Raw genomic sequence first — 14,097 nt, 5'->3', positions numbered from 1 at the left:
ATCGCCCGTAACCACCAAGCTGCCCCGAATCGCCGTGCTGCCACCAGTCACCGCGATGCGCCGGGTCACCGCGATCCGCCGGGTCACCGCAAAGCGCCAAGTCACCGTGTAGCCGGCAAGCACGCGGCTGTAGGTGGCTGCGGGTTTCCGCATGGTCGGCTGCAGTCACAGGCACCTCCTCGACCTCGCCACTGCCCCCAGCGGCACGCGAGAAACAGCGCCCAGCATGACGCTGACCTGCTCAGACGACCTCGGGCTTCCCGCTCGTCAGAGCGCCCCGCCGAGGAGAGTGAGCACTCCTTCCCGCGTGCTCAGCGCCCACTGCCGAAGAAGCGAGCACTCCTTCCCGGTTATCAGCGCCCACCGCCGAGGAGGGCGAGCAACTCCCGCTCCCGCCCCGCGCTGAGCCCCGCCCGCCGCTCCCGGTCGAGCCCCTGCTCGCGCTCCCACGCCAGCAGGTCCGTGAGCAGGTCGGCCCGGGGGCGGTGGCGCAGGCCGGCGGACAGGGCGGCCTGGCCGGAACGGGACGACCAGCCCTCCCAGCCGGGCTCGACCAGCCACATCGGCAGCGACTCAGGCCCCATGTACTCGGCGACCCCCTGCTCAAGCAGCCACGCCGAATCGGCGGTGACCACCGGCCCGGTGTGGCCCCCGATGGTGCGGCACAGCTCGATCCACTCGCCGAACGGCACCTGCGGCCCGACCGTGTTGTACGTGCCGGTGGTGCCGGTCTCGGCGCAGTCAAGCAGCCAGGCCGCCAGGTCGCGTGCGTCGATCACCTGGGTGGAATCGCCGGAAGAGTCGGGCACGAGCAGCGGCGCGTGCGGATCACGGGCGGCCCGCGCCACCCAGTAGCCGGAGCGCCCGCTGTGGTCGCCGGGCCCGCCGATCAGCCCGGCCCGCGCGATGAGCAGCCGGTCGCCCAGCGCCTCGGCCGAAGCCTGCTCGCAGGCGGCCTTCGCCTCCCCGTAGAGCTCCCTGTCGGCCTCGTCGACGTCGGTCGGCTCCAGCAACGGCGACGACTCGTCGGCGCCGGGCACCCCGTGATCGGCGTAGGCGCTGACGGAGGACACGTAGACCCAGTGCTTCGCCCGCTCGCCGAGGGCCGCCAAGGCGCCGCGCACCTGGCCCGGCTGCCACGAGACCTCCACGACCGCGTCCCAGTCTTGACGCCGCACCTGCTCATACGCGTCCGCGGCCCGCCGGTCCGCCGCCACCAGCGTCGTGCCGTCGGCCACGGGGCCGCTCTCGCCGCGCGCCAGGCACGTCACCGCGTGACCACGCCCGGCCGCCTGCCGCGCCACCTCGCGCCCCAGCCAAGCCGTCCCGCCAAGAATGAGTACGTTCATGCCAGCACTCAATCACCCGCCACGAGGTGATGCGGGTGAGGTTCGCAGGTGGCGTAACCTCGCGTGACGCGCAGCGGGCGGCGGCGATGTGAAGCGAAGGGCGGCGCGAATCGGACGGCGGTGATGTGGTGCCGGTCCAGCCGAATGGTCCAAATGACGCTGGGCGCGGTCAACCACTCTCGGGGCCTGGCAGTGGCAGGGCCGTTTCGTCAGCCGCTCGACGGCCTATGCGGGCCGGCAGTATTTCGCCATCCCGTCCTCAAGTCCTCTTCCCCATCCGAGCATGTAGCCATCGGCATATCCGACGCCGTAGGCGTCCGGCGGCCAATTCGGCCAGCCCATGACATCCGAGCAGTGTTCCCGGGCGCGGACTTCCCCTTCTTGGTAACCTTCGGAAAGCCCGGTGGCGTGACCCTTCTGATACCAGGAGCGGCCGTCGTCCGGCGGCTCCATCACCGCTGGTGCGGCGCCTGTCTCCGCGATCGGGCCGGCCGATGAGTGTGCTGCGATCGGACAGAGCGCCGTCCCGGCGACGAGGGCGGCTCCGAGAATGATCGATCGGGTGCGGCGAGCCATGCGTGTCATGCGTGCCATGCGCTTCTCCTCTCTCGAAAGGCGATGTCCACCTTGGTACGGGCGACTGCTCCGGAAAGGGTGAGGATTTTGCGCGCGCATAAACGACGGTTGAACGGCGGTCGGCTGCCGGACAAGTGAATTGACCAGCCGGATTACCGTTCGCTCTCTCCACTCTATGACATGGCCGCCGGCGATCCTCAAGCCCGCTCGATTCAAATCTCATCCATAGGCGTTCGACTCCCCGACCGGGGCCGATGCGTTTCTCGTGTGGTGAAACCGAGGAGTCGGAGTCCGTCTGCTGGGTGGCCGTCCGGGCGGGCGAACAGTCGTCCCAGGGTGCTGGCGGCCAAGCGTGGGCGGATCGAGCGGCTCGGCGGGCAGGCGGCTGGCGACGGTGAGGTGCTCCAAGTGGCCGCGAGAGCACCTCGATCGGGGATGACGGCACGCGAACGCGGCCCCTGTTCTTGATCGACTGGCGTGGACAACCAACGATCATCAGGAGCCGCGTTCGTCATGTGCACCCCGGGGTGCCCTCAACACCTGCCTCATCGAGCCGGCGAACGTCCATCGCCCGACATCGCGACGGCCTTGACCTGGGTCCGAGTCCGGAAGGTTCGGGGCACCTCAGAGCCTCATGCGACCTCGCTGCTGTGTCCGCATGAGGTGCAGGCTCTCGTGGTACTTCCATCGTGGCGCGTGCACGCGCACGGGAAGGAGCCGCAGTAGCGAAGGTCGAAGTCCGGCCAGTCGCCCTCACCCCGAATCCTGGCGTCTCCGAAGCTCATGAAGTGGAACATACGGTCATCCGGACCGTCGTTGACGATCTGAATGCGCCAACTGCTTTCCGGGCGGGCGAGTGTGACGCGTACGAGGTACACGCCGGAGTTCTTCCGCATCCACGTCGCCGAGCCCGCAGTACGGTTCTCGGCGCCGATGACCTCTTGTTCCTCGGGGAATTCCTTGACCTCCACCGTAGGTCCCGCGTCGGCCTTAAGACGGATCAGCGGCGGCCTGCCGCCATCCTTGCGGCCGTCGGCAGGGAAGGTCGTCACTCGTATCAGTGCCGTCTGGTCCGCGTTGGACGTCTCGATGTCCATGAATTCGCTCGACTCACCGGCGTCGAGCTGCAATGGAGCCGACGAAGCAGTGAAAGTGTCACTTTTCATGTGATGCCTCCCGATGAATTCACCAAAAAACGGGGGGCGTCTCCAGCTGTTAATTTCCCCGCCGGCCTTCCGGCACACGGCGTCGTCGGTAAACGGGAATCTATTCTTCCCCCACAAGAATTCAGAGTGATGGTGAGTTGCAAAGAGCTCAGGCGTGACCGGGTCGCCGATTCCGGATGAGCCTGATGCCGGCCGACCGCTGTTGCCGAACCTGGCAGGCCGTGGAGTCAGCGCTCGGGGAGGGGCGGGGTGTGAACCCGCTCCAGCACGACGACCGGGATCTGCCTGCCGGCGACCGCCTCGAACTCGGCGAACTTCGGGACGAGCGCCACCTCCTGCGCCCAGAGCCGCTCGCGCTCCGCGCCCTCGGCGAGCCGGGCCACGACCGGCACCCTCTCCGTGCCCACCTCGACGGTGGCCTGCGCATTCGCCATGAGGTTGTGGTACCAGACCGGATGATGCGGACTGCCGCCGTGGGTGCCGAAGATGGCCCAGCCGTCGCCGACCGGCTGGTAGAACAGCGGGCTGATCCGCTCGCGCCCGGTCTTGGCCCCGGTGTGGTGCACCAGGATGAGCGGCATGCCCCGCTCGTCGAACCCGGGAATCCGGGGCGGGATGGGCCGGCCTGCGGCGAAGTCCTCTTCGCTGCTCCAGGACACGTACCCGGCGTTCGCTCGGAACTCGGCGATGATCCGGTCATTCCAGTTGCCGGGAGCCTCGGCTGCGGTGGTCGTGGACGAGTCGGACATGGCATCCCCTTCTGCTATCCGGAGCACTTGCTCCTCAAAGTAGCACAAGGCGGAGCATGCGCTCCGGATAAGAAGGTATGCTCGGCCCTATGGCAGTGGCTGAACCGGAGAACACCGCCCGGCGCCGCCCGCCGCGCGTGGACGCGATCCGTAACCGGGAAGCGATCGTCGAGGCCGCCGCCGAAGTGCTGGCCGAGCAGGGCGTCGCGGTGGACGTACGCGAGATCGCCCGCCGCAGCGGGGTGGGCATGGGCACCCTCTACCGGCATTTCCCGAAGAAGGAAGATCTCGTTCACACGGTCCTGCGCAGGGACTTCGCGAAATGGGCGGAATCAGCACGCCAGGCGGCGATCGAGGCCGGGGACCCCTGGGCGGCACTGACCACCTTCTACCAGCAGGCCCTGACCGGCTACGCCCGCCACCGCGCGATCATGGAGAACTTCGCGCTGACCTGGGCCGACCCCGATCTGGAGGGCATCCACCAGCTTCGCCTCGTCATCGAGCACCTGTGCGCCCGCGCCGGCGCCATGGGCCTGCTGCGCCCCGGCGTGACCACTGATGACCTGCTGCTCCTGCTGGTCTCGCTGGGCCACGCCGTCCAGATCACCGACGAGTGCCGCCCGCAGATGTGGAACAGGCTGCTGCGCATCTCCCTCGACGGCCTGCGCGCCGACCACCGCGCACCACTTCCCCCCGACACCGCCCGGTGACCGCGCGGTACGTCAGCCGAACGAGATGACGCGGCGGCCGCCGCCCGAGGAGCCGGCCGCCATGGAGGCCAAAGTCTCCGGGGCCTGGTCGAGGGTGATGGGCGTGACGCGGGGCAGGATGCCGTGCCGTGCCGAGAAGGCCAGCGTGTCGCGTGTGTCGTGCGGAGAGCCCGACGGTGAGGCCATGACCCGCAGCCGGTTGAGCACCATGGGCTGAACGGGAAGGGTGAGCGGTGCGGCGTCGTAGCCGCAGAGCACGAGCGTGCCGTCGGGGGCGAGCCCTCCGAGGGTCGCGGCAGCGGCCTCGGTGGAAGGGGCGGAGTTGAGTATGACGTCCGCGCCGCCGCCCCACGCCTTGAGCGCCTCGGCCGGGTCGGTGTCGCGGGTGGCGACGTACAGGTCCGCGCCGAGCTCCTTGGCGATCGCCGCGCCGTCGGCCCGGCGGCCGATCACCGCGACGCGGGCGCCCATCGCGACGGCGTAGCGTACGGCGAGCTCGCCGACGCCGCCGGCGCCGATGACCGCCACCCGCGAACCCGGCGTCGCCCCGGCCCTGCGCAGGCCGTTGAACGCGGTCAGCCCCGCGCACAGCAGCGGCGCCGCCGCCACCGGGTCGAGCTCGGGTGGCAGTGGGGTCACGTAGCCGCCCTTGAACAGGCCGTACTCGGCGTACCCGCCGTCGGTGACGATGCCGGTGATGCGCTTGGACGGGCACAGGATCTGCTCGCCGGACACGCAGTAGTCGCAGTGACCGCACGAGTCGTACAGGAATTGCGCCCCGACCGCGTCGCCCACGGACAGGCCGGGGACGCCGGCGCCGAGCGCGGCGACCGTGCCGGTGATCTCGTGGCCCGGGACGATCGGGAAGCGGGCGAACGGGAAATGTCCCTGTACGAGGCTGAGGTCGGTGTAGCAGACACCACAGGCGGTGATCTTGATCAGCACCTCGCCCGGCCCCGGCTCGGGGACGTCGCGTTCGGTGAGTGACAGCGGGGCGTTCACCCCGGTGGCGAGCGCTGCGCGCATGACGGTTTCCTCCTCGGCTGCCGTGGATGTGGCGGATGGTCCCATCGCGGAAGCTCCTGGTGGAAGAAAGGCAGGGCCCCCGCGCGCCGCCTCTCCCAGACTGCCCCTGGAGGGGGACCGGGGAACGCCCTCAGCCTGGGGTGCTCAACCCCAGCTTCCGAGGAGGCCGAAGGCCGGGCCCGGGGTGGCGCGCCACACGTCGGCCGGGTCGAGGGCGTGCAGGGCGGGCACAGCCTGCGGATCGTCGGGGACGAACCAGAGCAGCCGCTGCGCGGCGTCGGCCGTGACGATGCTGTTGCAGGTGACCTTGAGCACGCCGAGCGCCGGGTTGACGATGCGCTTGTACTCCTCGTGCCGCGCCCCGACCTCCCGCGCCCGCCACAACCCGGCGAACTCCTCGCTCGTGGCCAGCAGATGGCGGACCAGCTCGCCGCTCGCCCGGTCGGCGGGGCCGCGGCGGGCGACCGCGGCGCGGACGTCGGAGACGAGCAGCCTGGAGTGGTACGCGTGGTCCTCGGGAGGATAGAGATCACGGGTCGCCGGGACGGTGAACCAGTGGTGCAGGAAACTCGCCCGCACCCCGGTCAGCCCCGCCTGCGGGCCGACGAGGACCTGCGCGGCGTGGTTCTGGACCACCACCTCGTGCAGGTCGGTGATCACCATGGCGGGGGTGTCCTCCAGGCGCTCCATGAGCTGGCGCAGTGCGGACTGCAGGTGCGGGGGCCGGGCCGCGTACGGTGCGGGCCGCCCCGCCAGGTGGAACAGGTGGTCGGTCTCGTCGGGGCCGAGGCGCAGGGCGCGGGAGAGCGCGTGCAGGACCGGCTCGGACGGGATCTGCCCGCGACCCTGCTCCAGCTCGGTGTAGTAGTCGGCGGACAGGCTGGCCAGCCGCGCCACCTCGTCGCGGCGCAGGCCCGGCACCCGCCGCCGGGTGCCGGGCGGCAGACCGACCGACTCCGGGGCCAGCCGGTCTCTGCGTGACTTCAGGAACGAGCCCAGCTCGGCGACGTCCACGGCAACCCCCTCCTCGCCTCCACTCTAGGAGCCGTGGTCGGTCTCCAGGTGCAGCCGGAGCAGGTCGGCGCCGTAGTCGTTGCCGTTGGGGGTGCGGACGACCGTGTGGATGTGCTGCCGGGTCGGCTCCCCGCCGGGGCCGCGGTCGTCGCCGTACGCGATGGGGGCCTGGGCGTCGTACTCGATGAGCACGACGGGGCTGTGCACGCGGTAGTAGAACGCGGAGTCGTCGCCGGTCTCGCCGAGCCAGCAGAAGTACGTCTGGTCCAGGTGCTCCTCGACCTCCTTCATCCGTACGGCCGCGTGCCCCTCGTCCAGGTAGCCGACGTAGACGCGGACCAGGTCGAGCAGGGTGTCCCGCTGTTCAGGGGTGAACCGGGAGGCGGCCAGGCCCGCGTAGGGGAGCCGGAGGTTGTCGGCGCCCGCCCCCGCCTTCATGTTGGCTCCGCGCTTCACCTCCGTCGTGGAGATCACCTCGGCGCGCTGCTCCGGGGTGAGCGCGTGCAGCAGCGCGAGCCCGGCCTCGGTCTCCCTGGTGAACACGGTGATCCGCTCGCCCCGGTACGTGGCCGACGTCGGCTCCGAGCCCATGAACGTCGGCGTCATGACCACCTGGTCCTTGAGCACGAAGCAGTTGACGGCCAGGTGGTGGCCCTCGAACTGGAAGCCCCATGGCTGCGTGGCGGACGGCGTGCCCATGACCGTGAAGAAGTAGTGGCCCTCGGTGAGGGTCTCCCTGCCGCCGCCGGCCTGCTCGCCCAGGAACGCGTTGAGCTTCATGATGTTGCGGGTCTGGGTGAGCCCCTCGGCGGAGAGTGCCGCCTCCAGCACCGCGTAGCCCTTGGCGCGCTGGGCCTTGGTCAGGTCGCCCATGCGGACGCCCTTGCGGTCGAAGCCGTCGAGGTTGCTCCAGGTCAGCCACTCGTCGGCGCGTACGTCGTACAGCGTCTCCCGTCGCTGCGCCGCGGGCAGGCCCTTGAGGAACGCCTTGGCCGCCTTGACGAGGGCGGCGGTCGACACACCCGTGGAGTGGATCGCGTACAGGTCCTCGACCACCTTGCCGTCGGTGGTGACGCCGACGAAGTCGTCGTAGGAGAGCTCGCCGGGCCTCGGCGCGGCCCCGCCTGGGGGAGGCGCGCCGGAGGAGCGGGCGGCGCTGGCCGGGGCGCCGCCGGGCGAGCTCGGGGAGCAGCCGGTCATGGCCGCCACCGCGGCGGCGCCGCCGAGCAGCAGCGCCCGGTTCAGCAGCCAGCGGCGGGAACGTTCGGTCTCGGGGTCGCGCGCAGTGTGTCCGTGCATGGGTCTCAACCTCTACCAGGCGAATGAGGGAAGCGTGAACAGAGCCGGCGAACTCGCGCCGAGCCGGGCCGGCGTCCCGAACGCGACGAGCCGCCGGGTCGGCGTCCCGAACGCGACGAGCCGCCGGGCCGGCGTCCCGAACGCGACGAGCCGGTCAGCGGCCCGAACGTGACAAGCCGGGTCAGCGGCCCGAGGCGGCGAGACGGACCCGGCAGGCCAGTTCGACGGAGAAGCGCACGTCCGGCTCGTTGAGGTCGAGGCCGAGCGTCTGCTCGATCCGCCTGACGCGGTAGTTGACCGCGTTCGCGTGCAGGTTGAGCTCCGCACCCGCCCGCGCCAGCGAGTTGCGATGACCCAGGTAGGCGACCAGCGTGCGCATGGCGATGGTCGCGCGCTCAGGCCCGAGCGCGTCGAGAGGGGCCAGGATGTCGTCCAGCAGCGACCGGCTCAGCGGCGAGGCGTAGAAGTCGAGCAGCACCCGGCGCAGCCCGGTGACGTCGGTGACCTCGATCCCGCCCGCCCGGCCGCCGGCGACGGCCGCGTCGGCGGCGATGTGCGCCTCCGTCGCCGACTGCCGCAGCCCGGCCGCGCCGCTCTGCGGCGTGCCGAGCCCCACGGTGAACGCCCACTCCTCGCCCGCGACCGAGCGGGCGTGGGCGGCCACGGCCTCCATGACGTCGCGCAGCCGCCGCTGGTGGTCGGCGGCGCCGGCCTCCTCCGAGGCCACCATGACGATGTCGTCGTGGAAGGTGGCCAGGTGCCACACCTCGTCGCGCCGGTCCACGAGTTGCAGCGCGTGCAGCTCGACGGAGGACGCGAGCACGGCGGGCGGGCGCTGCTCGGGATCGTGGCGGTGGGTGGGGATGAGCCAGGCGACCGCGTGGGAGAGCGACACCGGCAGCCCGGCGCGGGTGGCCTCGACGGCGAGCCGGTCGATGCGCGCCGACTCGGCGAAGACGAGCTCGACGATCAGGTCGGCGCGCGAGCGTACCGGCCCGAACCTGGCCTGGAGCTGCCGTTGCAGGATGCGGGAGAGCATCGCGGCGATCACCGGGAGCGCCACCGTGACGGACGCGTCGTCGTGGTCGGCGACCAGGCGCCCGACCGGCACCTCGCCCACGCAGACGGCGTGCGGCTCCGACCACGGCACGCCCGGGTCCTCGACGAGGGTGAGCCGGGCGCCGAGCGCCGCGCCGACCTCGTCGAGCACGGCCTCCATCGGCCGTCCAGGGGCGTCTCCTGCCGCCGCCGTGGCCCGTGCGATGGCGTACTCGGCCCTGGACAGCGCCTCCTCGGCGCCGCCGCGGATCGCGCGGTCGAGCAGCACCGCGAGCTCGGACGGCGTCACCGCGCTCATCAGCACCGGCAGCCCGCCGCGCTCGGCGAGCGCGCGGGCGGTCTCGGCGATCGGGAAGTCGCCGGCGAACACGATGCCGGCGCAGCGCGCGCCGATCGCGTGCCTGATCGCGATGTCCACCTGGTACGGCCGCGGCACCGCCCCATGAGGCATGGCCACGATCACCAGCCGGCCCGGCGAAGCCTGCCGCAGGTCGTCCTTGGCCACGATCTGCACGCCCGACACCGCGACGCCCTCGGGATCGCCCGCGACGTACCGGATGCCCATGCGCTCGCCCTGGGCGACGATGTCCGCCAGCCTGGCTTGTTCCATGAGCACAGTCTGGCGTGTTTCTCTGGGTGCTCGGCACATTGTTGGGTTTGACCCGGCTCCCTAGCCTCAAGACATGCCCGACCAGGACCTGCCTACCGGAGGCGGCGGCGCGCCCGTGCACCCGCCCGCCGCCACGACCACCTCCGCGCACCCGCCCGCCGCGACCGCGTCCCCGCGCTCGACAGTCGCGTCCCCGCGCTCGACCGCCGCGTCTCCGAGATCGACCGCCGCGACCGCCGCGACCGCCGCGACCGCCGGGACCACCGGGACCACCGCGCCGGCGCGCCTGCGCGAGATCGCCGCGGCCGACGTCGCCGCCCTCGCGGCCGGCGCCGCCGTCTTCGGCACGGGCGGCGGCGGCGCCGTCCAGACCGAGCAGCTGGCCGTCGAGTCGGCGATCGAGAAGCACGGCCCGGTGCCCGTCGTCACCGTCGGCGAGCTCACCGAGGACGACGCCGTGATCGTGCTGTCGGCGATCGGGGCGCCGTCCGTCGGCATCGAGATGCTGCCCGCCGAGGGCCAGACGGAGACGATCGTCCGCGAGGTCGAGCGGATCACGGGCCGCCCGATGACGGCGGTGATGGCGGCCGAGATCGGCGGCAGCAACGGTGTGGCCCCCGTGGGCTGGGCCGCGGGGATGGGGCTCAAGGTCCTCGACGCGGACGGCATGGGCCGCGCCTTCCCCCAGGGCACGATGATCTCGATGAACGTGGCCGGGCTGCCGAGCGAGTTCGCCGTCATGGCCGACACCATCGGCAACGTCTCGGTGCTGCGTACGATCAACCTCGCCTGGCTGGAGCGCCACGCCCGCGCCATCACCGTGGCCAGCGGCGCGATCTCGCTCGGCGCCCACTACGTGCTCACCGCCAAGACCGCCCCCGGCGCCGTCATCGAGGGCACGGTGAGCCGCGCCGTCCAGGTCGGCCGCCGCCTGCTCGCCGCGTCCGAGCCCGTCTCCGAGCTGGCCGCCGAGCTGGCCGCCACGGTCGTCGTCTCCGGCAAGGTGATCGACGTCGAGCGCAACACCGAGGGCGGCTTCACCCGCGGGTCGGTGACCGTCGAGGGCGTCGGCTCCGACCGCGGCCGCCTCGCCCGGGTCGAGATCCAGAACGAGAACCTGGTGATCATCGAGGACGGCGTCGTCGTCGCCAGCGTCCCCGACCTCATCACCGTGGTCGACTCCGAGACCGGCGAGGCGATCTCCACCGAGCTGCTCCGCTTCGGCCAGCGGGTCAGCGTGCTGGCGTGGGCGTGCGACCCGCTGTGGCGGACCGAGCGAGGGCTGGAGCTGACCGGCCCCAGGGCCTTCGGATACGACCTCGACTACGTCCCGTTCGACGGAGGACGCCGATGAACGCCCGCACCGACCTGTCCGTCGGCATCGACGTCGGCGGCACCAACACCGACGCCGTGGTGATCTCCCCGTCGGGCGAGGTCATCGCCTGGACCAAGAGCCCCACCACCGGCGACGTCACCGGCGGCATCAGGTCGAGCCTGGCCTCCGTGCTGGACCAGCTCGGCCCCGACCGGGACGCGGTCTCCCGCGTGATGCTCGGCACGACGCACGCCACCAACGCGATCGTGCGCCGCCGCGACCTGGGCCGGGTCGCCGTGATCCGGCTCGGGGCGCCGGCCTCCACCGTCCACCCGCCGCTCGCCGGCTGGCCGGCGGACCTGCGCCAGGCGGTCCTGGCCGGGTACGTGCTGGCCGGCGGCGGGCACCTCGTGGACGGCTACCCCATCGCCGAGCTGGACCGCGACGCCGTCCGCCGGCTGCTCGACGAGCTGGAGGGCCGCTTCGACGCGGTCGCCGTGTGCGGCATCTTCAGCCCGTCCTTCCCCGAGCAGGAGCTGGAGGTGGAGGCGCTCGTCCAGGACCACGTAGGCGTGGACGTGCCGATCTCCCTCAGCAGCGAGATCGGGGCACTGGGCCTGCTGGAACGCGAGAACGCGACCGTGCTCAACGCCGCGCTCTACGCGGTTGCGCGCGACATCACCTCCGCGCTCACGACCGTCGTCGTCGAGCACGGGCTGGACGCGGCCACGTTCTTCGCGCAGAACGACGGCACGTTCATGGCCGTCGAGTACGCCGCCCGCTACCCCGTGCTGACGATCGGCTCCGGCCCCGCGAACTCGATCCGCGGCGCCGCCGCCCTGTCCGGCGCGGACGACGCCATCGTCATCGACGTCGGCGGCACCACCAGCGACCTCGGTGTCCTGGTCGGCCGCTTCCCCCGGGAGTCGACGCTGCCCCGCGAGGTCGGCGGCGTACGGACGAACTTCCGCATGCCGGACATCCTCAGCCTCGGCGTCGGCGGCGGCACCATCGTGGACGTGGCCGCGGGCACGCCGGGCACCGACTCGGTCGGCTACCGCATCGCGGAGGAGGCGCTGCTGTTCGGCGGCTCCACCCCGACCCTCACCGACGCGGCGGCCACGGCCGGCGCGGTCGTGGCGGGCAGGGAGCTGCCGCCGCTGGACCGCCCGGTACGCAAGGGGCTCGCGGAGGCGCTGGCCGTCGCGCACGACCGGATCGAGTCGGCCGTCGAGCGCATGTCGCTCGGCCGTACCGGGCTGCCGCTGGTGGTGGTCGGCGGCGGCGAGTTCCTCGTCCCCGACCGGGTCCTCGGCGCCAGCGAGGTCGTCAGGCCGGAGCGCGGCGCGGTCGCGAACGCGGTCGGCGCCGCCATCGCCCTGGCCGGCGGCCGGGCGGACCGGCTGTGCGCGGTCGCCGACCGCGTGGCCGCCATCGAGGAGGCCAGCAGGGCGGCGATCGACAAGGCCGTGCAGGCGGGGGCCGACCCCGCCCGCGTCGAGGTCATCGACGTGCTGGAGACGCCGGTGACGTACGTGACGCAGCCCACGCTCAAGGTCGCGGTCAAGGCCGCGGGGCCGGTGGCCCACATCGGACGAAAGGAACCGACATGAGCAGACACGGCAAGGCGTCCGCGACAGTCGCCGTCATCCTGGCCGCAACCGGCCTGACGGCGTGCGGCTCCGCGCAGAGCGGCGGTTCCGCCGCTCCGGCCGGGCAGACGGGGGCCGGGACGTACGTCTCCGGCGGCGTCTTCGTCAAGGCGATCTCCGCCGACCCCGGCCACCTCGACCCGCTGACCGGCGTCTCACTCGCGGCCCGCGAGATGGTGGGGTACGCGTACGAGTCGCTCGTCTACTCCACCCCCGACGGGAAGTTCGAGCCCTGGCTGGCCACCCGCTGGGAGCTGGGCGAGAAGAAGATCACCTATACCCTGCACGACGGCGTCACCTGCTCCGACGGCAAGCCGTTCACCGCGCAGACGGCGGCCGACAACATCAACTACCACGCCGACCCCAAGCACGCGACCTTCTACTACGGCTCCCAGATCCACAAGGGCGTCTCGGCCAAGGCGGAGGGCAACACGCTCACCGTCACCACCAAGGAGAACGACCCCTTCCTGCTCGCCAACACGGGGACGGTCGAGATGGTGTGCGGGGCGGGCCTGGCCGACCCGGCGAAGCTCAAGACCACGACCGACGGCACCGGCCTGTACACCCTGGGCGGCTCGACCCCCGGCTCCACCTACTCCTACACCAAGCGCAAGGACTACGCCTGGGGCCCGAAGGGCGTCACCAGCGAGACCAAGGGCCTGCCGGACAGCCTGGAGATCCGCGTGGTCACCGACGAGAGCACCGCGGCCAACCTGCTGCTCTCCGGCGAGATCAACGCGGCCGTCGTCCTCGGCACCGACCGCAAGCGCCTCGACGGCGCCAAACTCGGCTCGGTCGGCGTGCGCAACCCGGTCGGCGAGATGCTGTTCAACGAGCGCGCCGAGCGCCCCACCTCGGATCCGCTCGTCCGCCAGGCCCTCGTCACGGCGCTCGACCGCAAGGCGATCGGCGACGTGGTGAGCGACGGCTCCGCGATGGACTCCAAGTCGCTGGTGGTCAAGAACCCGCTCCTGTGCGTGGCCGGCGGCCCGAAGTGGACGCTTCCCGCCACCGACCTGGCCAAGGCCGGATCCCTGCTCGACCAGGCCGGCTGGCGGCTCGGCGCGGGCGGCAAACGGGAGAAGGACGGCAAGCCGCTGACCGTGAAGTTCATCTACGACGCGGCCACGGGCACGCACGCCCCCGCCGCCGAGCTCGTCCAGCAGACCTGGGACAAGCTCGGGGTCACCACCAAGCTCTCGGCGAACGACGCCAACGCCTGGTCGGAGCAGCTGTTCCAGACCTTCGACTGGGACACCGGCTTCGTGCAGATCGCGCCCGGCGGGCCGGTGACGGTGACCACGTTCTTCGCCGGGGCGACCCCGGACAAGGGCGGCAACAACTTCATGTTCGTCGACAACCCCGAGTACGAGGCCCTGGCCAAGAAGGCCGCCACCGCCACGCCGGAGACGACGTGCGACCTGTGGCAGCAGGCCGAGGCCGCGCTGGTCGAGCGGACGGACGTGTTCCCGCTGGCCGACAACGAGCAGCGTACGTTCCTGTCGGGCGTCGAGCTGGAGCAGCCGAACTTCGTCGCGCCCACCACGATCAGGATGCTGGGGTGAGGTGACA

The 14,097-nt window shown here is 71.7% G+C and carries 12 protein-coding genes; 4 read left to right on the top strand and 8 right to left on the bottom strand.

Going from position 1 to position 14,097, the window contains the following annotated elements:
- Nucleotides 1-353: 353 nt before the first annotated feature.
- The 4 genes from AB0C27_RS00860 to AB0C27_RS00845 form a co-directional block, all read right to left on the bottom strand.
- Complete coding sequence (locus tag AB0C27_RS00860) at nt 354-1,349, bottom strand: NAD-dependent epimerase/dehydratase family protein (protein ID WP_357835743.1); 996 nt, start codon at nt 1,347-1,349, stop codon at nt 354-356.
- Between the two features lie 225 nt (nt 1,350-1,574).
- A complete protein-coding gene (locus AB0C27_RS00855) occupies nt 1,575-1,943 on the bottom strand; it encodes a hypothetical protein (RefSeq protein WP_357835740.1) in 369 nt (122 codons plus the stop codon).
- A 614-nt stretch (nt 1,944-2,557) separates the two neighbouring features.
- Nucleotides 2,558-3,091, bottom strand: coding sequence for a hypothetical protein (locus AB0C27_RS00850; protein WP_357835737.1), 534 nt, complete (start codon nt 3,089-3,091; stop codon nt 2,558-2,560).
- A gap of 227 nt (nt 3,092-3,318) precedes the next feature.
- Nucleotides 3,319-3,840 carry a nitroreductase/quinone reductase family protein gene (locus AB0C27_RS00845; protein WP_357835734.1) on the bottom strand — a complete coding sequence of 174 codons (522 nt, stop codon included), beginning with the start codon at nt 3,838-3,840 and terminating at the stop codon, nt 3,319-3,321.
- 89 nt (nt 3,841-3,929) lie between these two features.
- On the opposite strand from AB0C27_RS00845, the gene AB0C27_RS00840 reads away from it, so the two are divergent.
- Entirely contained in the window at nt 3,930-4,550 is a 621-nt protein-coding gene (locus AB0C27_RS00840; RefSeq protein WP_357835731.1) for a helix-turn-helix domain-containing protein, read from the top strand.
- A gap of 12 nt (nt 4,551-4,562) precedes the next feature.
- Here AB0C27_RS00840 and AB0C27_RS00835 read toward each other — a convergent pair whose 3' ends face one another.
- From AB0C27_RS00835 to AB0C27_RS00820, 4 genes are all read right to left on the bottom strand, one after another.
- A complete protein-coding gene (locus AB0C27_RS00835) occupies nt 4,563-5,576 on the bottom strand; it encodes an alcohol dehydrogenase catalytic domain-containing protein (protein WP_357835728.1) in 1,014 nt (337 codons plus the stop codon).
- Nucleotides 5,577-5,720: 144 nt separating this feature from the next.
- Nucleotides 5,721-6,590 (bottom strand): helix-turn-helix transcriptional regulator, encoded by an 870-nt coding sequence (locus AB0C27_RS00830; RefSeq protein ID WP_357835725.1) that lies wholly within the window; start codon nt 6,588-6,590, stop codon nt 5,721-5,723.
- 24 nt (nt 6,591-6,614) lie between these two features.
- Nucleotides 6,615-7,889, bottom strand: a complete 1,275-nt coding sequence (locus AB0C27_RS00825; protein ID WP_357835723.1) for a DUF3500 domain-containing protein — start codon at nt 7,887-7,889, stop codon at nt 6,615-6,617.
- 181 nt (nt 7,890-8,070) lie between these two features.
- On the bottom strand, nt 8,071-9,558 hold the full coding sequence (locus tag AB0C27_RS00820) for a helix-turn-helix domain-containing protein (RefSeq protein WP_357835720.1): 1,488 nt from the start codon (nt 9,556-9,558) through the stop codon (nt 8,071-8,073).
- 73 nt (nt 9,559-9,631) lie between these two features.
- Between AB0C27_RS00820 and AB0C27_RS00815 the strand changes: the two genes are divergently transcribed.
- Genes AB0C27_RS00815 through AB0C27_RS00805 form a run of 3 tightly spaced genes read left to right on the top strand, consistent with a single transcriptional unit; the run spans nt 9,632 to nt 14,090 of the window.
- Nucleotides 9,632-10,912 (top strand): DUF917 domain-containing protein, encoded by a 1,281-nt coding sequence (locus AB0C27_RS00815; protein ID WP_357835717.1) that lies wholly within the window; start codon nt 9,632-9,634, stop codon nt 10,910-10,912.
- Entirely contained in the window at nt 10,909-12,486 is a 1,578-nt protein-coding gene (locus tag AB0C27_RS00810) for a hydantoinase/oxoprolinase family protein (RefSeq protein ID WP_357835714.1), read from the top strand. The genes AB0C27_RS00815 and AB0C27_RS00810 overlap by 4 nt, the downstream gene beginning before the upstream one ends.
- Nucleotides 12,483-14,090 carry an ABC transporter substrate-binding protein gene (locus tag AB0C27_RS00805; RefSeq protein WP_357835711.1) on the top strand — a complete coding sequence of 536 codons (1,608 nt, stop codon included), beginning with the start codon at nt 12,483-12,485 and terminating at the stop codon, nt 14,088-14,090. The genes AB0C27_RS00810 and AB0C27_RS00805 overlap by 4 nt, the downstream gene beginning before the upstream one ends.
- The last annotated feature ends 7 nt before the right edge of the window (nt 14,091-14,097 follow it).

This window comes from Nonomuraea sp. NPDC048882, from assembly GCF_040649755.1.
GTDB lineage: Bacteria > Actinomycetota > Actinomycetes > Streptosporangiales > Streptosporangiaceae > Nonomuraea > Nonomuraea maheshkhaliensis.
This window is presented reverse-complemented; position numbering and strand designations above follow the sequence as displayed.

Coding starts and splice junctions, on each gene's coding strand:
- AB0C27_RS00860 (WP_357835743.1), bottom strand. CDS start 1,349: ATGAACGTACTCATTCTTGGCGGGACGGCTTGGCTGGGGCGCGAGGTG.
- AB0C27_RS00855 (WP_357835740.1), bottom strand. CDS start 1,943: ATGGCACGCATGACACGCATGGCTCGCCGCACCCGATCGATCATTCTC.
- AB0C27_RS00850 (WP_357835737.1), bottom strand. CDS start 3,091: ATGAAAAGTGACACTTTCACTGCTTCGTCGGCTCCATTGCAGCTCGAC.
- AB0C27_RS00845 (WP_357835734.1), bottom strand. CDS start 3,840: ATGTCCGACTCGTCCACGACCACCGCAGCCGAGGCTCCCGGCAACTGG.
- AB0C27_RS00840 (WP_357835731.1), top strand. CDS start 3,930: ATGGCAGTGGCTGAACCGGAGAACACCGCCCGGCGCCGCCCGCCGCGC.
- AB0C27_RS00835 (WP_357835728.1), bottom strand. CDS start 5,576: ATGCGCGCAGCGCTCGCCACCGGGGTGAACGCCCCGCTGTCACTCACC.
- AB0C27_RS00825 (WP_357835723.1), bottom strand. CDS start 7,889: ATGCACGGACACACTGCGCGCGACCCCGAGACCGAACGTTCCCGCCGC.
- AB0C27_RS00820 (WP_357835720.1), bottom strand. CDS start 9,558: ATGGAACAAGCCAGGCTGGCGGACATCGTCGCCCAGGGCGAGCGCATG.
- AB0C27_RS00815 (WP_357835717.1), top strand. CDS start 9,632: ATGCCCGACCAGGACCTGCCTACCGGAGGCGGCGGCGCGCCCGTGCAC.
- AB0C27_RS00810 (WP_357835714.1), top strand. CDS start 10,909: ATGAACGCCCGCACCGACCTGTCCGTCGGCATCGACGTCGGCGGCACC.
- AB0C27_RS00805 (WP_357835711.1), top strand. CDS start 12,483: ATGAGCAGACACGGCAAGGCGTCCGCGACAGTCGCCGTCATCCTGGCC.